The sequence below is a fragment of the Streptomyces polyasparticus genome (genome assembly GCF_014493765.1).
Lineage (GTDB): Bacteria > Actinomycetota > Actinomycetes > Streptomycetales > Streptomycetaceae > Streptomyces > Streptomyces polyasparticus.
This window is the reverse complement of record NZ_JACTVJ010000035.1, coordinates 40364-59226: the sequence shown is the minus strand read 5'-3', so window position 1 is coordinate 59226 and position 18863 is coordinate 40364. Positions and strand designations below refer to the sequence as shown.

The 18863-nt window shown below is 70.0% G+C and carries 19 protein-coding genes; 15 read left to right on the top strand and 4 right to left on the bottom strand.

Annotated features, from left to right (window positions below; genetic code table 11):
- The first annotated feature begins 114 nt into the window (after positions 1 to 114).
- On the top strand, positions 115 to 906 hold the full coding sequence (locus H9Y04_RS42370) for an alpha/beta fold hydrolase (protein ID WP_187819604.1): 792 nt from the start codon (positions 115 to 117) through the stop codon (positions 904 to 906).
- A gap of 26 nt (positions 907 to 932) precedes the next feature.
- Here the strand turns inward: H9Y04_RS42370 and H9Y04_RS42365 are convergent, their stop codons facing one another.
- Complete coding sequence (locus H9Y04_RS42365) at positions 933 to 2141, bottom strand: LmeA family phospholipid-binding protein (protein ID WP_187819603.1); 1209 nt, start codon at positions 2139 to 2141, stop codon at positions 933 to 935.
- Positions 2142 to 2235: 94 nt separating this feature from the next.
- Positions 2236 to 4047: a bifunctional metallophosphatase/5'-nucleotidase gene (locus H9Y04_RS42360; RefSeq protein ID WP_187819602.1), complete on the bottom strand. Its 1812-nt coding sequence runs from the start codon at positions 4045 to 4047 to the stop codon at positions 2236 to 2238.
- A gap of 185 nt (positions 4048 to 4232) precedes the next feature.
- Between H9Y04_RS42360 and H9Y04_RS42355 the strand changes: the two genes are divergently transcribed.
- The 9 genes from H9Y04_RS42355 to pstS all read left to right on the top strand — a co-directional run bounded on the left by H9Y04_RS42355 (position 4233) and on the right by pstS (position 13883).
- Complete coding sequence (locus tag H9Y04_RS42355) at positions 4233 to 4772, top strand: cupin domain-containing protein (RefSeq protein ID WP_187819601.1); 540 nt, start codon at positions 4233 to 4235, stop codon at positions 4770 to 4772.
- A 117-nt stretch (positions 4773 to 4889) separates the two neighbouring features.
- The gene (gene mshD, locus H9Y04_RS42350; RefSeq protein ID WP_187819600.1) at positions 4890 to 5807 is read left to right on the top strand and encodes a mycothiol synthase; all 918 of its coding nucleotides are present in this window, start codon (positions 4890 to 4892) and stop codon (positions 5805 to 5807) included.
- Between the two features lie 98 nt (positions 5808 to 5905).
- Complete coding sequence (locus H9Y04_RS42345; RefSeq protein ID WP_187819599.1) at positions 5906 to 6301, top strand: GntR family transcriptional regulator; 396 nt, start codon at positions 5906 to 5908, stop codon at positions 6299 to 6301.
- Positions 6298 to 7209, top strand: coding sequence for an ABC transporter ATP-binding protein (locus tag H9Y04_RS42340; RefSeq protein WP_187819598.1), 912 nt, complete (start codon positions 6298 to 6300; stop codon positions 7207 to 7209). Before H9Y04_RS42345 ends, H9Y04_RS42340 begins: the two co-directional genes overlap by 4 nt.
- Entirely contained in the window at positions 7206 to 8048 is an 843-nt protein-coding gene (locus H9Y04_RS42335) for an ABC-2 membrane transporter-related protein (protein ID WP_187819597.1), read from the top strand. The genes H9Y04_RS42340 and H9Y04_RS42335 overlap by 4 nt, the downstream gene beginning before the upstream one ends.
- 287 nt (positions 8049 to 8335) lie before the next feature.
- On the top strand, positions 8336 to 10555 hold the full coding sequence (locus H9Y04_RS42330; RefSeq protein WP_187819596.1) for an RNA degradosome polyphosphate kinase: 2220 nt from the start codon (positions 8336 to 8338) through the stop codon (positions 10553 to 10555).
- Complete coding sequence (locus H9Y04_RS42325; RefSeq protein WP_308801989.1) at positions 10536 to 11660, top strand: CHAD domain-containing protein; 1125 nt, start codon at positions 10536 to 10538, stop codon at positions 11658 to 11660. The genes H9Y04_RS42330 and H9Y04_RS42325 overlap by 20 nt, the downstream gene beginning before the upstream one ends.
- Positions 11657 to 12076, top strand: coding sequence for an NUDIX hydrolase (locus tag H9Y04_RS42320; RefSeq protein ID WP_187819594.1), 420 nt, complete (start codon positions 11657 to 11659; stop codon positions 12074 to 12076). Before H9Y04_RS42325 ends, H9Y04_RS42320 begins: the two co-directional genes overlap by 4 nt.
- A 679-nt stretch (positions 12077 to 12755) precedes the next feature.
- Positions 12756 to 13883, top strand: a complete 1128-nt coding sequence (gene pstS / locus H9Y04_RS42315) for a phosphate ABC transporter substrate-binding protein PstS (protein ID WP_187819593.1) — start codon at positions 12756 to 12758, stop codon at positions 13881 to 13883.
- On the opposite strand, the gene H9Y04_RS42310 is transcribed toward pstS, so the two are convergent.
- Positions 13880 to 14038, bottom strand: coding sequence for a hypothetical protein (locus H9Y04_RS42310; protein WP_187819592.1), 159 nt, complete (start codon positions 14036 to 14038; stop codon positions 13880 to 13882). The genes pstS and H9Y04_RS42310 overlap by 4 nt on opposite strands.
- Between H9Y04_RS42310 and pstC the strand changes: the two genes are divergently transcribed.
- The 5 genes from pstC to H9Y04_RS42285 all read left to right on the top strand — a co-directional run bounded on the left by pstC (position 14031) and on the right by H9Y04_RS42285 (position 17779).
- On the top strand, positions 14031 to 15038 hold the full coding sequence (gene pstC / locus H9Y04_RS42305) for a phosphate ABC transporter permease subunit PstC (RefSeq protein ID WP_187819591.1): 1008 nt from the start codon (positions 14031 to 14033) through the stop codon (positions 15036 to 15038). The two genes, H9Y04_RS42310 and pstC, sit on opposite strands and share 8 nt — an antisense overlap.
- On the top strand, positions 15035 to 16099 hold the full coding sequence (gene pstA / locus H9Y04_RS42300) for a phosphate ABC transporter permease PstA (RefSeq protein ID WP_187819590.1): 1065 nt from the start codon (positions 15035 to 15037) through the stop codon (positions 16097 to 16099). The genes pstC and pstA overlap by 4 nt, the downstream gene beginning before the upstream one ends.
- A 73-nt stretch (positions 16100 to 16172) precedes the next feature.
- Positions 16173 to 16949, top strand: a complete 777-nt coding sequence (gene pstB, locus H9Y04_RS42295; protein ID WP_187819589.1) for a phosphate ABC transporter ATP-binding protein PstB — start codon at positions 16173 to 16175, stop codon at positions 16947 to 16949.
- A 153-nt stretch (positions 16950 to 17102) separates the two neighbouring features.
- Positions 17103 to 17348 carry a CopG family transcriptional regulator gene (locus H9Y04_RS42290; RefSeq protein WP_187819588.1) on the top strand — a complete coding sequence of 82 codons (246 nt, stop codon included), beginning with the start codon at positions 17103 to 17105 and terminating at the stop codon, positions 17346 to 17348.
- Positions 17345 to 17779 (top strand): PIN domain-containing protein, encoded by a 435-nt coding sequence (locus H9Y04_RS42285; RefSeq protein WP_187819587.1) that lies wholly within the window; start codon positions 17345 to 17347, stop codon positions 17777 to 17779. The genes H9Y04_RS42290 and H9Y04_RS42285 overlap by 4 nt, the downstream gene beginning before the upstream one ends.
- A gap of 81 nt (positions 17780 to 17860) precedes the next feature.
- Here the strand turns inward: H9Y04_RS42285 and H9Y04_RS42280 are convergent, their stop codons facing one another.
- On the bottom strand, positions 17861 to 18859 hold the full coding sequence (locus H9Y04_RS42280; protein WP_187819586.1) for an inorganic phosphate transporter: 999 nt from the start codon (positions 18857 to 18859) through the stop codon (positions 17861 to 17863).
- Between the last annotated feature and the right edge of the window lie 4 nt (positions 18860 to 18863).

Sequence of the window (18863 nt, the reverse complement as noted above, 5' to 3'; positions counted from 1 at the left end):
TTGCTGTGGTCGCGAGGTTGTTAATACGCGCGTCTTGTACGTACGTATAAGACATGCGTATAGTCCTCCGTATCGCACCGGTGACCCACCGGGGCACTACCGAAGGGGCACGCCATGACCGCTGCCGCCACATTCACCCGCCACACGCTCGACCTGGCCGGACGCCGGCTCTCCTACCTGGACTCCGGCGGCACCGGCCGGCCCCTGCTCGCATTGCACGGGCACCTCGCCGAGGGCGCTTCGTTCACCCGGCTCGCCGAGCAACTCGGCCCCGATTGGCGGGTGATCGCCCCCGACCAGCGCGGGCACGGAGACTCGGACCGGACCGCGGACTACAGCCGCGAGGGATACGTGGACGATCTGATCGCCCTCCTCGAACACCTCGCGCTCGGCCCGGTCGTGGCGCTCGGGCACTCCCTCGGCGGGATCAACTCCATGTATCTGGCGGCCCGGCGGCCCGATCTGGTCGCGGCCATGGTCGACGTGGACGGCCCGGTCCTGATGCCGGAAGGGCCGAGCCCGCTCTCGTTCGTGCTCTCCTTCCCCTATACGGCACCGACCCGCGAGGAGCTGATCGAGGGCGCGGGCCCCATCGGCCCGATGGTCGCCCGCGGCCTGCGCCAACTCCCCGACGGATCCTGGCGGTTGCCCTTCCATCCGCAGGACACCGTCGACTCGGAGAACGCCGTGCACGGCGACCACTGGGCCGCCTGGACCGGCAGCTCGATGCCCGCGCTCCTGATCAACGGCCGCAAGAGCCAGGCCCTGCCCGGCGAGACGGCCCGGGAGATGGCCGAGCGCCGTCCGGGCACGACGCTGGTACGGCTCGACACGGATCACTTCGTACAGGCGCAGGACCCGGAGGGATTCCACCGGGCCGTACGGGAGTTCCTCGACACGCTGTGACCGGCGGGGTCACACGCCGTGCGGCCTCACCCCCCGACCGAGACCCCGCTGCCGCCGAGCTCCACCCGTATCCCGTCCCGCTCGACGCGGACGTCCTTCAGATACAACTCGCCGGATCCATCGGGCAGTTCGGGGAGCCGGAACCCGAGCGAGAGCCGGTCCGCGAGGGCGGGCCGGGTGAGCCGGGAGAGGCCGTCGAGCAGGGCCGGGTCCAGGCCGAGCTGCTTCAGCAGAGCCGGATGGTCCATCGCCACGTCGATCAGGTTGAGGCCCATGAGGTCGCGCACGAACCGCGGGGAGCCGGTCAGGTCCGACAGGGCGGCTTCGTCGCGCAGCGCCCGGTTCACCTCCGCCTGTGGGATGCCGAGCCGCCGGACGAGTTCGGGCACGGCGAAGAGCGACTTGAGCTTCTGCTGCGAGGAACGGACCGAGTCGGCGGACTTGCGGCTCAGATGCAGGCCCTGCGAGGGCTTGGTGCCCGGCCGGTAGGTGGCCAGGTCGCCGATGTCCAGGCGCATCCGGCCGATCCGGGTGGAGATGCCGTGAGCGCCCGAGCGCTTGATCTGCGCGTCGGCCGACAGCTTCAGATCGTGGCCGGCCACCGGCAGCGTGCCCCGTGCGAGCACCCGGTCGCGGCCCTGTGCGGTGAACGTGACCTGCGAGGCGCCCAGTTCACGGTTGAGGTCCTCGAACGAGAGCAGCACCTCGCCGTTCATCTCGCCCACGGAGGCGCCCTTCACCGAGAGCGGGCCGCCGTCGATCCGTATGTCCGAGGCCGTGGCGGAGATCTTCGCGAGCGAGACGCGGTCGGCTGCCACATCGGGCACCGTCACCTGCGCCTCGTCGATCCGCCCGTCGAGCGCCTGGGTGACGAAGGGGAAGCCTTCGATCTCGACCTCGGGCGCGGCGGCCAGATGCAGGGAGTCCTTCAGCTTCTCGGCGGTCTTGTGCTCGGCGTAGAAGAGGGCCCAGCGGTCGCCGAGCGCGAGGAAGGCGGCCGCGACCACGAGCAGGAGGAGCGCCTTCGCGACCAACGGGAGCCCGGCGAAACGGTTGCGCCTGCGCCGCCGTCCGCCGCGCCGGTGCTGGGGCGGCTCCCAGGGGTCGTCGTCCTCGGCGGGTTCGCTCGGCAGGAACTGGTCCGGCGGGCCGGAGAGATCGGCCAGTTCGTCGTACGGATTGCGGCAAACGTGGGGCGTCTGATGCGTGGAAAGAGTGTGGGGGGACGTACGCATCGGTTCATCCGATCACGCGCACGTCCCCCCACCGCAACCCTTTCGTGACCTAACTCACCACAAAAGTGAGCTGGTTCACGAACCGGATCACGAACTACTTCACGAGGTTGATCCGGCCGAGCGCAGGCGGCTCGATCGGGTCGGCGGCCGAGGAGTTGGCCGTGAGGTAGTCCTCGAAGGCCTTCAGGTCGTCACCGCCGACCAGCACGTTGGCGCCCTTGCCGAGCTCCGTGTAGCCGTCGCCGCCGCCCGCGAGGAACTGGTTCATCGCGACGCGGTAGGTGGCGGCCGGGTCGATCGGCTGACCGTTCAGCTTGATGGAGTCCACGACCACCCGGGCGGCGCCCGTCTTGGTCATGTCCAGCGTGTAGGTCAGGTTCTCGGAGATCTGCAGGATCCGCGGCGAGGCCTCGTTCGTCCCGCTGACCTGCTGCTGCAGCGCGGTGATCAGCTGCGAGCCCTTGAGGTCGGCCAGATTGACCGTGTTGCCGAACGGCTGGACCGTGAAGGCCTCGCCGTACGTCACCACACCGTCGCCCTCGCTGCCGCTCGCCTTGAAGGTGAGGTCGGAGCGGATGCCGCCCGAGTTCATCAGCGCCAAGTCGGTTTCGGGGTCGAGCGTCTTGGCGTACGCGAGCTGCGCGTCGGCGATGAGGCTGCCGAGCGGCTGCTCCAGGGTCTTGGCGCCACGGCCGGGGATGTCGGCGGAGATGAAGCCCACCGGACGGTTGGCGACCGGCGCGGCCAGCTTGCCCCAGCGCTCGATGAGGCTGGTCATGTCCGCGGCCTTGGCCACGTCACGGCTGACGACGTGGTTCGCGGACGCGACGCTGGTGCGCACGATGTCGCGGGTCGCACGGTCGTACGTCAGCGTGGTGTCGGTGTAGACCTTGCCGAACGACGAGGCCGAGGTGACCATGCGCGGCTTGCCCGAGGGGTCCGGGATGGTGCAGACGTACGCCTCGTGGGTGTGGCCGGTGACCATCGCGTCGACCTTGGACGTGACACCCTTGGCGATGTCCGTGATCGGACCCGAGATGCCGTCGCCGGCACCCGGGCTGTCGCAGTTGTAGTTGTACGCGGGCGACGCGGGCTCTCCGCCCTCGTGGATCAGGGCCACGATGGACTTAACGCCCTTGCGGTCGAGCTCCTTGGCGTACTTGTTGATCGTCTCGATCTCGTCGTGGAACTTGAGACCCTTGACGCCCTCGGCGGTCACGACGTCCGGAGTGCCCTCCAGGGTCACACCGATGAAGCCGATCTTGACGCCGTCCTTCTTCCAGACGGTGTACGGCTTGAGGATCGGCTTGCCGGTCTTCTCGTCCGTCACATTGGCGGCGAGGAAGGGGAAGTCGGAGCCCCCGAACTCCTTGCCCTCCTCGTAGCAGCCCTCCTTGGGGTGGCAGCCGCCGTTCTGCATACGGGTGAGCTCGGCGCGGCCCTCGTCGAACTCGTGGTTGCCGACGCTGGTGACATCGAGGTCGAGCTTGTTCAGGGCCTCGACGGTGGGCTCGTCGTGGAACAGGCCCGACAGCATCGGGGAGCCGCCGATCATGTCGCCGGCCGCGGCGGTGACGCTGTACTTGTTGCCCTTGCGGGCCTCGCGCAGATGCGTGGCGAGGTACTCGACACCGCCCGCGTCGATCGCGGTGGTGGTGCCGTCCTCGTGCTGATGCGTGACCCGGCCCGAAGAGCCCGTCGGGGGCTCGATGTTGCCGTGGAAGTCGTTGAACGACAGCAGCTGCACATCGACGGTGCGGCCCTGTCCGTGCCCCTGGCTCCGGCTGTCGTCCTGCGCCCCCGCAGGCAGGGCTGCCGCTACGGACGCTGCGGCGGCGAGCGCCGTCACGCCGGCGATCAGCAGCCGGCCGCGCGCACGGCGGTGCCGTTGTGGTGTCACTGACATGTGTTCCCCTCTGGTGAATCGTGGGCCGCAGCCTAGAGTCAACGCGCGTAGCGCAACAGAGGGTCAGTGGTTACGGGTGGGTTTCTGCGAGGTGGCCGCGGCTCGGGAGCGCGGAGAATTGACCTCATATGCCGCCCTGGAAATGCACCCTCCGCGAGGTCTTTCCGGGTCCTAAGCTGATCATCATGAACACAGAGACCACGCAGAACACGCAGACTGTGCAGCCCGAGACCGCGCAGCCCCGGACCGCGCAGCCCCTGCTCACCCGCGCCGCCACCGCCGAGACCACCAGCGACCCGAGCGCCGTGATGACGCTGCTCGCCGACTTCGGCACCGACGGCAGCCCGCTCACCACCTACCGCTCCGTGTTCACCGAAGGTGCGGTCGGCGCACCGGCCCACTTCCACACGCGGGCCTCGGAGTTGTTCTTCGTCATCAGCGGCCGGCTCCGGGTGCTGCTCGACGACAAGATCGAGGTCCTTGAGGCCGGCGACTTCCTGCACGTACCGCCGCACACCCCGCACGCGTTCGCGGCCGCGACGGGCAGCGAGGCCGATGTGCTGTTCCTGTTCACGCCGGGGATGCCGCGCTTCGACTACCTGCGGCTGCTCGGCCGTGTGCTGCGCGGCGAGGCGAGCCCGCAGGAGATCAAGGACTCCTCCGAGCTCTACGACAACCACTACGTGGACAGCCCTGTTTGGCGTGCGGAGCTGGAGGCCCGCTGATGAGGGCTGCCGCCCCCATACCCCCGCCCTCATCCGGTGGGTGCCCAGCCGTCGCGGCGCCCTGATCCAGCGTGCCCGTGGGGGCTGCGCCCCCACACCCCGCCGTACTCTCAAGCCATGACTGACGCAGCCACCCCGCCCGCCCGCACCCTCGAAACCCTGGACGCGCTGACCCCCGAGCAGATCGACGCCGTCACGCGGCTGCTCGCGGAGGCCGCGCGGACCGACGGCCAGCAGGCCGTGTCCGAGCAGGGCAGGCTCCAGTTGCGCGGCGGACCCCGCGAAGGCGTACGCCATCTGCTGCTCACGGTGAACGGGGTGCTCCTCGGCTACGCCCAGCTCGAGGACACCGACCCCGTCGAGGCCCCCGCCGGTGAACTGGTCGTGCATCCCGCCCACCGCGGCCACGGCCACGGCCGCGCGCTCGGCCAGGCGCTGCTCGGCGCGACCGGCAAGCGGCTGCGGGTGTGGGCGCACGGCGGGCACTCCGCGGCCCGTCATCTGGCCCAGATCCTGGGCATGTCCCTGTTCCGTGAACTACGCCAGATGCGCCGCCCGTTGGACCCGTCGGCCATCGCCGAGCCGGTGTTCCCCGAGGGCGTCACGGTGCGCACCTTCGTGCCGGGACAGGACGACGCGGCCTGGCTGCAGGTCAACTCCGAGGCCTTCGCGCACCACCCCGAGCAGGGCTCCCTCACCCGGCGCGACCTCGACGACCGCAAGGCCGAGCCGTGGTTCGACCCGGCCGGCTTCTTCCTCGCGTTCCGCGACGGGGAACTGATCGGCTTCCACTGGACGAAGGTGCACGCCGAGGAGCAGCTGGGCGAGGTGTACGTGGTCGGCGTGCGCCCCGGCGCCCAGGGCGGCGGCCTCGGCAAGGCCCTCACCGCCGTCGGCCTGCGCCACCTCGCGGCCGCGGGCCTGCCCACCGCGATGCTGTACGTGGACGCGGACAACAAGGCGGCGGTCTCCGTGTACGAGCGGCTCGGCTTCTCGACGTACGAGACGGACTTGATGTACCGCACCGAGTCATAGCGGGCCTCGCCCAACTGCCCCAGGGGTCGCGTCTCTTGACGCGGCCCCTTCCCTGCATCACCCTTCCACTACTCAATTAGTGAAAGAGGGTTGAGCGCGTGTTCGCGTACCGGATCGACCGGCGCAGCGGAGTGGCCACCTACGTCCAGATCGTCCAGCAGACTAAGCAGGCACTGCGCCTCGGCCTGCTCGACGTCGGCGATCAACTCCCCACCGCCCGCGAGGTGGTGGCGGCGACCGCGATCAACCCCAACACGGTGCTCAAGGCGTACCGCGAGCTGGAACGCGAGGGCCTGGTCGAGGCCCGCCGCGGCCTGGGCACCTTCGTACGCCGGGCGCTGGGGCGCGCGGACCACAACGGACTGCGGGGCGACCTCGCCGAATGGGCCGCGCGCGCCCGGGCCGAAGGCCTGGAACGCGAGGACGCACTGGCCCTGGTCACCGCCGTACTCGAGGAACACTTTCCGCAGGGGCGCGAGGGAGATGCGCAATGAGCGCGCAGGAATGGGCAGTCGAGGCCGAAGGCCTCACGATGCGCTACGGACGCAGGCGGGCCCCGGTGCTCGTCGACTGCGGTCTTACGGTGCCGACCGGCAGCGTCTGCGGTCTGGTCGGCCCGAACGGGGCGGGCAAGTCGACGCTGCTCGCCCTTGCGGCGGGGTTGCTGCGGCCCACGTCCGGTGTCCTGAAGGTGCTCGGCTCGGTGCCTCCGGGTGCGCGCGCGGACGTGGCGTACGTCGCCCAGGCCAAGCCGCTGCCGTCCCAGCTCACGGTCGCGGCGGTGCTGCGGCTCGGTGCGGAGCTCAACCGGTCCTCGGGCCGTTGGTCGGCCGCGGCCGCCGAGTCGATCGCGTACGAGCAGGGCGGGCTGCATCCGAAGGCCCGCATCCACTCGCTCTCCGGCGGCCAGCGCACGCGCGTGGCGCTGGCGTTGGCCTTCGGCAAACGGGCCCGCCTGATGCTGCTCGACGAGCCGATGGCGGATCTGGATCCGGTGGCGCGCGGCCAGTTGATGGGGGCGCTGATGGCCTCGGCCGCCGAGGAGGGCACCACGATCGTGATGTCCTCGCACGTGCTGCCCGAACTGGAGAGCACCTGCGACCAGTTGGTCCTCCTCGGCGACGGCCGCGTCCGCCTCGCGGGGCCGGTCGACGAACTGGTCTCGTCGCACGTGCTGCTCACGGGATCGGGGTCCTTGTCCGGCCACCGGGTGGTCGAGCAGCGTCCGGCGGGACGGGGTGCGACGGCGCTCGTCCGTAGGGGTGATGCGCTGCCCCCGGGCTGGGAGGCGATGGAGCCCTCGCTTCAGGAGATCGTCCTGGCCCACCTGCGCACGACGGGGTCGTCCGCGCCCGCGTTGCCCGCACCTGCTTCGTCCGCCCCCGAGGAGACCACCGCATGAGCACCATGACCTTCGCCCCGCGGGGGCTGACGTGGGCGGTGCTGCGGCTGCACCGGTCGGCGCTGGCGCTCTGGGGGCTGTTCCTGGCCGTCATGGTCGCCGTGACCGTCTATCTCCGTTCGCTCGGCATCGACGCGGAGCGCCTCAACACCGGCTGCGCCACCCCGCCGCGCCCCGGCCTGCGGGACTGCCGAGCCCCGGAGCCCGCCGTGCTCTTCGACTGGCCCGGCTACGCGAGCACGCTCGCCACCGTGATCGCCTGGCTGGGCTTCGCGGTCGCCGTGTATGCGGGCGGCGTGCTCATCGCCCGCGAGATCGAGAACGGCACGGCGACCGTCGTCTGGACCCAGTCGGTCTCGCCCGCCCGCTGGCTGGCCGGGAAGCTCCTTGTGCCGGCCGTGGCCCTGACCGCGGGCGGCACCGTTCTCGTCCTGGCCTACCGGTGGATGTGGCAGGACGCGGACCCCGCCCTGCGCAACAGCTGGGCCTACCCGGACATCTACCTGGACCGCGGCCCCGTCGCCGTCGCGTACCTGCTGTGCGCCCTGGCGGTCGGGGCACTCACCGGAGTGGCGGTACGCCGCACCCTGCCCGCGATGGGCCTCTCCCTGGTGGCCATGCTCGCCGTCTTCGACGGCGGCACCCGCGTCCGCGACCAGCTCTGGCCGACCGACAGCACCTCCATGAGCCTGCGCGGCTGGTGGTCCGCGGGCGGCATCGAGGACCACCCGGCCAGCCACTTCTGGCCCCTCCAGCTCATCGAGACCGGCGTCGTCCTCGCCCTCACCGCGGCCCTCACCGCCGCCGCTTTCTGGCTCCTCAAGCGCCGCACCCCCTGACGCACAGCGCGCCTCCCCCCGACCATCACCCCCGTACGCCCTGAACAGGGGGCAGGACGTACGCACGTGGGGCGACCCGAAAAGGTGAACCTCCGGGTCGCCCCACGATGTCCTGCACGTCATGTCGCCGTAACCGACGATTCAGACGGCCTTGCGACCCTCGCTGAATGCAGGCCCCCGCCGAGAGCCCGACCACCTCCCCGCCGAAGCCCCACCTCGTCCGTGCCGCCTCCGACGACCCGGCCGCCGTAATCGCCGTGCCACCGGCGACACGGAACAATGAGTACATGAACACGCCCCAGGTGCCCGTGCACGCCCAGCCCTCCGTCGGTTCCATAGCCGCGCACCGGCCGCACACCGTGGCCGCCGCGGTCTCCGACCTCGAACCGGACATCGACGCCGACCTCGATGCGTACGAGGACGAGGGCGCGGAGCTGCCGCAGGGACGTTTCCTGGACCGGGAGCGCAGCTGGCTGGCGTTCAACGAGCGGGTGCTCGAACTCGCCGAGGACCCCGCGACTCCGCTCCTGGAGCGTGCCAACTTCCTCGCGATCTTCGCGAGCAATCTGGACGAGTTCTTCATGGTCCGCGTGGCCGGCCTCAAGCGCCGTATCGCGACCGGTGTCGCCACCCGTTCCGCCTCGGGCCTGCAGCCCCGCGAGGTCCTCGACCTGATCTGGAACCGCACGCGCGAGCTGATGGCCCGGCACGCCGCCTGCTTCCAGGAGGACGTCGGCCCGGCGCTCGCCGAGGAGGGCATCGGGGTAGTCCGCTGGAACGATCTCACCGAGAAGGAGCAGGCCCGCCTGTTCACTCTCTTCCGGCAGCGGATCTTCCCGGTCCTGACCCCGCTGGCCGTCGACCCGGCCCACCCCTTCCCGTACATCTCGGGTCTCTCGCTGAACCTCGCGGTCGTCGTCCGCAACCCCGTCAGCGGCCACAACCACTTCGCGCGCGTCAAGGTGCCGCCCCTGCTGAACCGTTTCCTGGAGGCCTCGCCCGGCCGCTACGTCCCCATCGAGGACGTGATCTCGGCGCCTGCGCACCTCAAGGAGCTGTTCCCGGGCATGGAGGTGCGCGCGCACCACATGTTCCGTGTCACGAGGAACGAAGACCTCGAAGTGGAAGAGGACGACGCCGAGAACCTGCTCCAGGCCCTGGAGAAGGAGCTCATGCGGCGCCGCTTCGGGCCGCCGGTGCGGCTGGAGGTCGAGGAGTCCATCGACCGCTACGTACTGGATCTGCTGATCCGCGAGCTGAAGATCTCCGAGGCCGAGGTCTACCCGCTGCCGGGTCCTCTCGACCTGACCGGACTCTTCAACGTCTCCTCGCTCGACCGCCCCGAGCTCAAGTACCAGAAGTTCGTGGCCGGTACGCACCGCGACCTCGCCGAGGTGGAGTCCGCGTCCGCGCCCGACATCTTCGCGGCGCTGCGCGAGCGCGATGTGCTCCTGCACCACCCGTACGACTCGTTCTCGACCTCCGTCCAGGCCTTCCTCGAGCAGGCCGCGAACGACGACGACGTACTCGCCATCAAGCAGACCCTGTACCGGACTTCGGGCGACTCGCCGATAGTGGACGCCCTGATCGAGGCCGCCGAGGCCGGCAAGCAGGTGCTCGTCCTCGTCGAGATCAAGGCGCGCTTCGACGAGCAGGCCAACATCAAGTGGGCCCGCAAGCTGGAAGAGGCGGGCTGCCATGTCGTGTACGGCCTGGTCGGGTTGAAGACCCACTGCAAGCTCTCGCTCGTCGTACGGCAGGAGGGCGACACCCTGCGCCGCTACTCGCACGTCGGCACGGGCAACTACCACCCCAAGACGGCCCGCCTGTACGAGGACCTGGGCCTCCTGACCGCCGACTCGCAGGTCGGCGCGGACCTGTCCGACCTCTTCAACCGCCTTTCCGGATACTCGCGCCGCGAGACCTACCGCCGCCTGCTGGTCGCCCCCAAGTCCCTGCGGGACGGCCTGATTTCGCGGATCAACGACGAGGTCAAGCACCACCGGGCAGGACGGCCCGCGCATGTCCGTATCAAGGTGAACTCGATCGTCGACGAGGCCCTCATCGACGCGCTCTACCGCGCGTCGCAGGCGGGCGTGCCGGTCGACATCTGGGTCCGCGGGATCTGCGCGATCCGGCCCGGCGTCGAAGGGCTCTCCGAGAACATCCGGGTCCGTTCGATCCTCGGCCGCTTCCTGGAGCACTCGCGCGTCTTCGCCTTCGGCAACGGCGGCGAGCCCGAGGTGTGGATCGGCAGCGCCGACATGATGCACCGCAATCTCGACCGCCGTATCGAGGCACTCGTCCGGGTCGTGGACCCGGCCCACCGGGCAGCACTGAACCGGCTTCTGGAGACCGGTATGTCCGACACCACCTCGTCCTGGCACCTGGGCCCCGACGGCGACTGGACCCGGCACGCCACGGACTCCGAAGGACAGCCCCTGCGCAATGTGCAGGAGATGCTCATCGACGCGCGGAGGCGCCGGCGTGGCTCAGCGAAACCCTGATCGCGGCGGGCCCCTGGGCGGGGGCTCCGCCGGCCGTGAGGCCCTGAGCGGAGGGGCCGGCGGCCGCGAAGCCCCGGGCGCCCGGGCCGCAGGCCTCGAGGCACTCGGCGCCGGGGCTCCTGGGGGCGGGGTTCCCTCAGGCGGCGCGGAAGACCTCGCCCGGTACCTGCGGGCGCAGGCCACCGACTTCCTGCGCGCCCTGCGCCGCCACCGCGAGAGCGGCGTCGAGGACGCCCCGGCCCCGGCGATGGCGCTGCGCCGCACCGCCCGCCGGATCAGCGGCACCCTGCACACCTTCCGGCCGCTGCTCGACGCGTCCTGGTCGGACGAGCTGCGCACCGAACTCGCCTGGCTGTCCGGCACGTTGGCGCGCGAGCACGCCTACGCGGAGCGTCTGGAGCGGCTCCTGACCGCGCTGCAACGCCTCGCGGGCTCCACCGCCCCCGTACCGGCCCAGGCCTCCGCCTCCCCGACGGGCCAGCTCACGGTGGGCGCGGCCAAGGCGGGCGCACTGCTCGACCGCCAGCTCACGCTGGCCCGCACCCGCGCCCACTCCACCGCACTGCAAGCGCTCGGCTCCTCCCGCTTCCACGCGGTCGCGGACGGGGTCGCGGTCCTGGCCAGCGACGTCCCGCTGCGCAAGGACGCGTCGGCCCACCGGCTCGCGCCGTTCGCCGCGGACGTGGAGGCCCGCCTGACGGACGCGGTCCGCGCACTCCCGCTCGTCCGGGCAGGCCACCCCTACAACGCCGAGGCCCTGGTCCACGGCCTGTCCTCCGACACGGCCCCCGAATCCCAGGACGCCCCCTGGCACCAGGTCCGCCTCCTCCTGCGACTGCACCGCTACGCCCAAGAGGCCTTGGGCGTACGGGACTTCGACCCGCACCTCGTCGCGGCGAGCCACGCCCTCGACCGCCACCGCGACGCCGCGGAAGCGGCGGCCGCCGCGTCCTCCGCGGCCCGCACCCCCCGCATCGCCCCGGCCACGGCCTACGCCCTCGGCGTCCTGCACGCCGACCAGCGCCACGAGGTCGAGGCCTCCCGCTTCGCCTTCAAGGGGGCCTGGCAGCGGGCGGGCTCCGCCTCGGCGGTGAGCCTGTCATGACCGACACCGACATCGTCCGGGCGGCGGGCTGCGTGCTGTGGCGTACGTCCCCGGTGGACGACTCCCTGGAGATCTGCCTGGTCCACCGGCCCAAGTACGACGACTGGTCGCACCCGAAGGGCAAGCTCAAGCGCGGCGAGGACCCCCTCGCCGGAGCGCTGCGCGAGGTCGAGGAGGAAACGGGCCACACCTGCACTCCCGGCCCCCGCCTCCCCTCGGTCAGCTACTTCACCGGCGGCCGCCCGAAGGTCGTCCACTACTGGGCGGCCGAGGCGACGTCCGGCCGCTTCACGCCGAACCGCGAGGTCGACCGCGTCCTGTGGCTGTCCCCCTCGGCGGCCCGCTCCCGCGCCACCCAGCCCCGCGACCGCACCTTGATCGACGAGCTCCTGGGCGTCCTGGGCTCCTTGCGCTGACGGCCGGCTCGCCGCCGTCGTACGGCTCGCGCCCCCTGTTCCGCCGCGGATCGACGCCGAACCCCACCCGCCCCACAGCGATGCGACCGGAGGGGACACCTCCCGCCCCGCAGCGATCCGGCTGACAGGGGTGCCCACCCGGCCTGCAGTCGCGGAACCGGCCGGAGGGGACGGGGTGGGGTGCCTGGTTCTCGGGCGGTCCGTCACCACCAACGTGAGTCCCTCGGTACCGGCCCACATTGCCCGAAAACCAGGTACCCCAGCCCGGCACCGACCCCAAAACGAACCGCACGCGCAGCGCCAGCGAACGGGCAGCACCCCAGACCGCCACACGCCGCCGGACAGGCAGCACCCCAGACCGGCCCCCACCGCCAGACGGGCACAGAGCCACCCCGGCCGGATCCGAATGTGACCCACTACACCCCCCGGACCGATTCCGCCGTAATCGGCCCGTGACCTAACCACACAGACTGCGTAGGTTCACCTCCCGTTCACTCTCGCCCATCGGCCGCTTCACCTGCCCTGCCTAATTTCGGCTGTACGCGGTGCGTGTCGCTGGCACAACGCAGCAGGCACCCCGCCGAGATAAGAACGGGCCCTCCAGCGGGCCGCACAGACGTCACGTACGACATCGCACGCCGCTGCAACAGACGGCGGCTCCTGGAAGGAACTCCCGAAAGTGAAGCTTCAGCGCATGAACCGGCGGGCCCTCACCCTCGGTGCTCTCGCCGTCTCCGGCGCCCTGGCCCTCACGGCGTGCGGCTCGGACGACACCAGCGGCGGAACCGGTGGCACGGACAGCACCCCCAAGGCCAACTCCAACATCAAGTGCGACGACGCCAAGGGCCAGCTCCTGGCCAACGGCTCCTCCGCGCAGGCCAACGCGATCCAGACCTGGATCAAGACGTACACGGCCTCCTGCAAGGGCGTGCAGATCAACTACAAGCCCGAGGGTTCGGGCGCGGGTGTCACCGCGTTCCTGCAGGGCCAGACCGCCTTCGCCGGCTCCGACTCCGCCCTCAAGCCCGAGGAGCTCGAAGAGTCGAAGAAGGTCTGCAAGGACAGCCAGGCCATCGACCTGCCCATGGTCGGCGGCCCGATCGCGGTCGGCTACAACGTCCCGGGTGTCGACAACCTGGTCCTGGACGCCAAGACCCTGGCCGACATCTTCAACAACAAGATCACCAACTGGGACGACGCGGCGATCAAGAAGCTCAACCCCGACGCCAAGCTCCCGGACACCAAGATCCAGGCGTTCCACCGTTCGGACGAGTCCGGCACCACGGACAACCTCACCAAGTACCTCAAGGCCGCCGCCCCGGCGAACTGGCCGTACGAGCCGGGCAAGGCCTGGGAGCCGAAGGGCGGCCAGTCCGCTCAGGGTTCCTCCGGTGTCGCCCAGCAGGTGAAGCAGACCGCCGGCTCGATCTCCTACATGGAGCTCAGCTACGCCAAGGACGGCATCCAGACCGTCGCGATCGACACCGGTGCCGCCGCCCCGGTCGAGGCCACCGTCGACAACGCCACCAAGGCGATCGCCGACGCCAAGGTCGTCGGCAAGGGCAAGGACCTCGCCCTTGAGCTCAACTACGCCACCAAGGCCGAGGGTGCCTACCCGATCACCCTGGTGACGTACGAGATCGTCTGCGAGAAGGGCAACAAGGCCGAGACCCTGGCCGCCACCAAGTCCTTCCTCGGCTACGCCGCCAGCGAGGACGGCCAGGCCGAGCTGAAGAAGCAGGGCTACGCCCCGATCCCGGCCGAGATCAACGCCAAGGTGCGCGAGACCGTCGCCGCCCTGAGCTAATGGAACCGAGTGCGGCCCGGCGGTCGCTCCACGTGACCGCCGGCCCGCACCGTCCGGTGCACCGCCGCCAGGAGCAGCAGCCCACGCCGCCGCTCCAGGAGCAGCAGCCCGCAGCTCGCACTGCCGCTCCGCAGACCGGAGACTCCCATGGACATATCACCCACCACCGCACCTCCCCCACCGCAGGACACGAGGCCGGCTCCCCTGCCGACCAAGGCCGCAGCGCGCGGCGCCACCCGACCCGGTGACCGGATCTTCCTCGGTCTCTCCCGCGGGTCCGGCATCCTGCTCCTGCTGATCATGGCCGCCATCGCGGCCTTCCTGACCTACCGCGCCTCGATCGTCCTGTCGGAGAACGAGGGCAACTTCCTGACGACCTTCGAGTGGAACGCCAACGCCGTTCCGCCGGTCTTCGGCATCGCGGTCCTGGCCTTCGGCACGGTCGTCTCCTCGATCATCGCGATGATCATCGCGGTCCCGATCGCCGTGGGCATCGCGCTCTTCATCACGCACTATGCGCCGCGCAAGCTGAGCGGTCCGATCGCCTACGTGATCGACCTGCTCGCCGCGGTGCCCTCCATCGTGTACGGCCTGTGGGGCGCCCTCTTCCTGGTGCCGCACCTGACCGGCGTCTACAGCTGGCTGAACGACTACTTCGGCTGGACCGGAATCCTCGAGTGGCAGGGCGGCGCCCCGCGCTCGCTGCTCACCGTGGGCATCCTGCTCGCGATCATGATCCTGCCGATCATCACCAACGTGAGCCGTGAGGTCTTCAAGCAGGCCCCCCAGATGCACCAGGAAGCGGCGCTCGCGCTCGGCGCGACCCGCTGGGAGGTCATCCGGATGTCGGTCCTGCCGTTCGGCCGCTCGGGCATCATCTCCGCCTCGATGCTGGGCCTCGGCCGCGCGCTCGGCGAGACGATGGCCGTCGCCACGGTGCTCTCCCCGAGCTTCCTCATCAACGCCAGCGTCCTGGACCCGGGCGGCGGCACCTTCGCCCAGAACATCGCCAGCAAGTTCGCCGAGGCGAGCGAGCAGGGCCGTGACGCGCTGATCGCGTCGGGCCTGGTGCTCTTCGTCATCACGCTGCTGGTGAACGGCGCGGCCCGCGCGATCATCGCCCGCCGCAAGGAGTACTCGGGGGCCAACGCATGAGCCACGCGATCAACACCAAGCAGCCGGCGAGCACCCTCCAGGGCGCGCGTCTGCCCAAGTGGGCCCCGTATGTCATCGCCGCCGGATCGGTCGCCGCGGGCTGCGGCATCGGTCTCGCGGGCGGTCTCGACAGCCGTATCCAGTGGGGTCTGATCGCCGCGATCCTGTTCGTCGCGGTGACCTACCTCCTGGCCGCGAAGATCGAGGGCGGCCGGCAGGCCAAGGACCGGATCGCCACCAGCGTCGTCTGGGTCGCGTTCCTGCTCGCGGTGATCCCGCTGGTCTCCCTGATCTGGGAGACGGTGGCCCGTGGCATCAAGGTCCTCGACACGTACTTCCTGACCACCTCGATGGGCGTCCTCGCGGACACCGACGTCGGCGGCGGTATCTACCACGCCCTCATCGGCACCCTGGAGCAGGTGGGTCTGGCCACCCTGATGGCCGTCCCGGTCGGTCTGCTCACCGCGATCTACCTGGTCGAGTACGGCCGCGGCAAGCTCGCCAAGGCCGTCACGTTCTTCGTCGACGTCATGACGGGCATCCCGTCGATCGTCGCCGGTCTGTTCATCCTCAGCTTCTGGATCCTGATCCTCGGCCAGGGCTACTCCGGCTTCGCCGGCGCCATGGCCCTCGCGATCCTGATGATGCCGGTGGTGGTGCGCTCCACCGAGGAGATGCTGAAGCTCGTCCCGAACGAGCTGCGCGAGGCATCGCTCGCGCTCGGTGTCCCGAAGTGGCGCACGATCCTCAAGGTGGTCCTGCCGACCTCGATCGGCGGCATCACGACCGGTGTGATGCTGGCGGTGGCCCGTATCGCCGGTGAGACGGCCCCCGTGCTGCTCCTGGTCTGGGGCAACCCGCTGATCAACACCAACCCGTTCGAAGGCCCGCAGGCCTCGCTGCCGCTGTACATCTACCAGCAGTACGCGAACAGCGCCGGCTCCCCCGCGGCCTACGACCGGGCGTGGGCGGCGGCCCTCACCCTCATCATCCTGATCATGGTTCTCAACCTGGTGGCCCGCGGTATCGCCCGCTGGAAGGCCCCCAAGACGGGCCGCTGACGCGGCCATGAGGCTCCCCACGGAGCCGCTCAGCGACCTCTCGCAAGACCTTCCGAAAGAAGCAGTGATTGACATGGCCAAGCGAATCGACGTCGGCGGGCTGACCGCCTACTACGGATCCCACAAGGCGATCGAAGACATCTCGATGACGGTCGAGCCCCGCTCGGTGACGGCCTTCATCGGCCCCTCCGGCTGCGGCAAGTCGACCTTCCTGCGGACCCTGAACCGTATGCACGAGGTCACCCCCGGCGGCCGCGTCGAGGGCAAGGTCATGCTGGACGGCGAGGACCTGTACGCCTCCGCCGTGGACCCGGTGAACGTGCGCCGCACGATCGGCATGGTCTTCCAGCGCCCGAACCCCTTCCCCACCATGTCGATCTTCGACAACGTGGCGGCCGGCCTGCGCCTGAACGGCAACTACAAGAAGGCCGAGCTGGCCGACGTGGTGGAGAAGTCCCTGCGCGGCGCCAACCTCTGGAACGAGGTCAAGGACCGCCTGAACAAGCCGGGCTCCGGCCTCTCCGGCGGTCAGCAGCAGCGCCTCTGCATCGCCCGCGCCATCGCGGTGGAGCCGCAGGTCCTGCTCATGGACGAGCCCTGCTCGGCCCTCGACCCGATCTCGACCCTCGCGATCGAGGACCTGATCGGTGAGCTCAAGGAGCGGTTCACGATCGTCATCGTGACGCACAACATGCAGCAGGCGGCCCGTGTCTCGGACCGCACCGCGTTCTTCAACCTCTCGGCGGTCGGCCAGCCCGGCCGGCTCATCGAGATCGACGACACGGAGCGCATCTTCTCCAACCCGTCGGTCCAGGCCACGGAGGACTACATCTCCGGCCGCTTCGGCTAGGCCTGCCCCTGATCTGCTGTGCGGTGCTGCATGGCGGTGCCACCGCACGGCCCGGACCCGCCCCCGAGTTCGCTCGGGGGCGGGTTCTCTTCTTGTACGTACGGGGCGCCGCATTCCCGTGGCCACTGATACCAAACTTGGTATCATCTCCGTATGGCATGGACTATGCGACTGCCCGAGGCAGAAGAGACCGCGCTCGCGCAACAGGCCGCGACCGAGGGGCGCTCGAAGCAGGACATCACCCGCGACGCCGTACGCCTCTACCTGATGCGCCACCGCAAGTGGGAGGAGCCGATGGACCTGCCGTCGTTCGACCTGGGCGGAGATCCCGTCACCCGTGACGAGATCCGCAAGGCAGTGACGCAAGGGGTCGCGGAGCGCCAGGCACGCAACGCATGATCGTCATCGCCGACACCTCCGGCGTCCTGTCCCTGTTCGATCACACCGGCAAGGACTACGAAGCCTCTCGCCGCGCGGCCAATGCCGCGAGCCTGCTGGTCATCAGCCCGCTCGCACTGACCGAGATCCACCAGGTCGCCGTCAGCCGCGCCGGGCACAAGACGGCCGACGCGATCGTGAACGCGATCACCCGACAGGTGGCGGGGCTGCGCATGGCCCTCGCCGACACCACCCCTGGTCTCCTGGACACCGCCCTGAACGTACGCGCCCGATACCAGGATCTGCGCCTGGATCTGGTGGACTCGGTGAACGTGGCCTTGGCAGAGGAGTACGACACCGACGCGATCCTCACCCTCGACCGGCGAGACTTCCGCGTCCTGCGCCCGCTGACGAACCACGCGGCGTTCCGTCTGCTGCCGGACGACCTGTAGCGCGGGCCCCGGCGGCACACGAACGGGGCCGGCCCCTCCGCAGAAGGACCGGCCCCGTGGCCGTACGAGAAAAGCGAGGCGTTACAGGAACGCCAGGTTCACCAGCCAGAAGCTCAGCGCGGCGACCAGCGCCGCGGCCGGCATGGTGATGAACCAGCCCAGGATGATGTTCTTGGCGACACCCCAGCGGACCGCGTTGACCCGCTTCGTCGCCCCCACACCCATGATCGCGGACGTGATCACATGCGTGGTCGAGATCGGCGCGTGGAAGATGAACGCGGTCGTGAACATGATGCCCGCGCCCGTCGTCTCGGCCGCGAACCCCTGCGGCGGATCCAGCTCGATGATCTTGCGGCCGAGCGTCCGCATGATGCGCCAGCCACCCGCGTACGTACCGAGCGACAGCATCACCGCACAGGAGACCTTCACCCAGATGGGGATCGGGTCGCCGGGGGCCTCGACATCGGCGATGACCAGGGCCATCACCACGATGCCCATGGTCTTCTGCGCATCCTGCAGACCGTGCCCGAGCGCCATGCCGGCCGCGGACACCGTCTGCGCGATACGGAAGCCGCGCTTGGCCTTGTGCGGGTTGGACTTACGGAACATCCACATGATCGCGACCATCACCAGATAGCCCGCGATCAGACCGACGACCGGCGAGATGAACATCGGGATGACGATCTTCTCGATCACACCGGACCAGATGACCCCGATCCCGCCCGCGAGCGCCGCGCCCACCAGGCCGCCGAACAGGGCGTGCGAGGACGACGAGGGCAGCCCGAAGTACCAGGTGATGAGGTTCCAGACGATCGCGCCGACCAGGCCGGCGAACAGGATCCACATGCCCCTGTTGCCGTGCGGCGTCTCGATGATGCCCTCGGAGACGGTCTTCGCGATCCCGCTGCCCAGGAAGGCACCCGCGAGGTTCATCACCGCGGCCATCGCGAGCGCCGCACGAGGCGTCAGCGCACGCGTGGAGACCGATGTGGCGATGGCGTTCGCGGAGTCGTGAAAGCCGTTCGTATACGTGAAGAAGAGGGCGACACCGATGGTGACGACCAGAGCGAAGGTGTCCACGAAG

Bases quoted from the DNA above. Each gene is read 5' to 3' on its own strand.
- H9Y04_RS42370 (WP_187819604.1), top strand. From the start codon at position 115: ATGACCGCTGCCGCCACATTCACCCGCCACACGCTCGACCTGGCCGGA.
- H9Y04_RS42365 (WP_187819603.1), bottom strand. From the start codon at position 2,141: ATGCGTACGTCCCCCCACACTCTTTCCACGCATCAGACGCCCCACGTT.
- H9Y04_RS42360 (WP_187819602.1), bottom strand. From the start codon at position 4,047: ATGTCAGTGACACCACAACGGCACCGCCGTGCGCGCGGCCGGCTGCTG.
- H9Y04_RS42355 (WP_187819601.1), top strand. From the start codon at position 4,233: ATGAACACAGAGACCACGCAGAACACGCAGACTGTGCAGCCCGAGACC.
- mshD (WP_187819600.1), top strand. From the start codon at position 4,890: ATGACTGACGCAGCCACCCCGCCCGCCCGCACCCTCGAAACCCTGGAC.
- H9Y04_RS42340 (WP_187819598.1), top strand. From the start codon at position 6,298: ATGAGCGCGCAGGAATGGGCAGTCGAGGCCGAAGGCCTCACGATGCGC.
- H9Y04_RS42335 (WP_187819597.1), top strand. From the start codon at position 7,206: ATGAGCACCATGACCTTCGCCCCGCGGGGGCTGACGTGGGCGGTGCTG.
- H9Y04_RS42330 (WP_187819596.1), top strand. From the start codon at position 8,336: ATGAACACGCCCCAGGTGCCCGTGCACGCCCAGCCCTCCGTCGGTTCC.
- H9Y04_RS42320 (WP_187819594.1), top strand. From the start codon at position 11,657: ATGACCGACACCGACATCGTCCGGGCGGCGGGCTGCGTGCTGTGGCGT.
- pstC (WP_187819591.1), top strand. From the start codon at position 14,031: ATGGACATATCACCCACCACCGCACCTCCCCCACCGCAGGACACGAGG.
- H9Y04_RS42310 (WP_187819592.1), bottom strand. From the start codon at position 14,038: ATGTCCATGGGAGTCTCCGGTCTGCGGAGCGGCAGTGCGAGCTGCGGG.
- pstA (WP_187819590.1), top strand. From the start codon at position 15,035: ATGAGCCACGCGATCAACACCAAGCAGCCGGCGAGCACCCTCCAGGGC.
- pstB (WP_187819589.1), top strand. From the start codon at position 16,173: ATGGCCAAGCGAATCGACGTCGGCGGGCTGACCGCCTACTACGGATCC.
- H9Y04_RS42290 (WP_187819588.1), top strand. From the start codon at position 17,103: ATGGCATGGACTATGCGACTGCCCGAGGCAGAAGAGACCGCGCTCGCG.
- H9Y04_RS42285 (WP_187819587.1), top strand. From the start codon at position 17,345: ATGATCGTCATCGCCGACACCTCCGGCGTCCTGTCCCTGTTCGATCAC.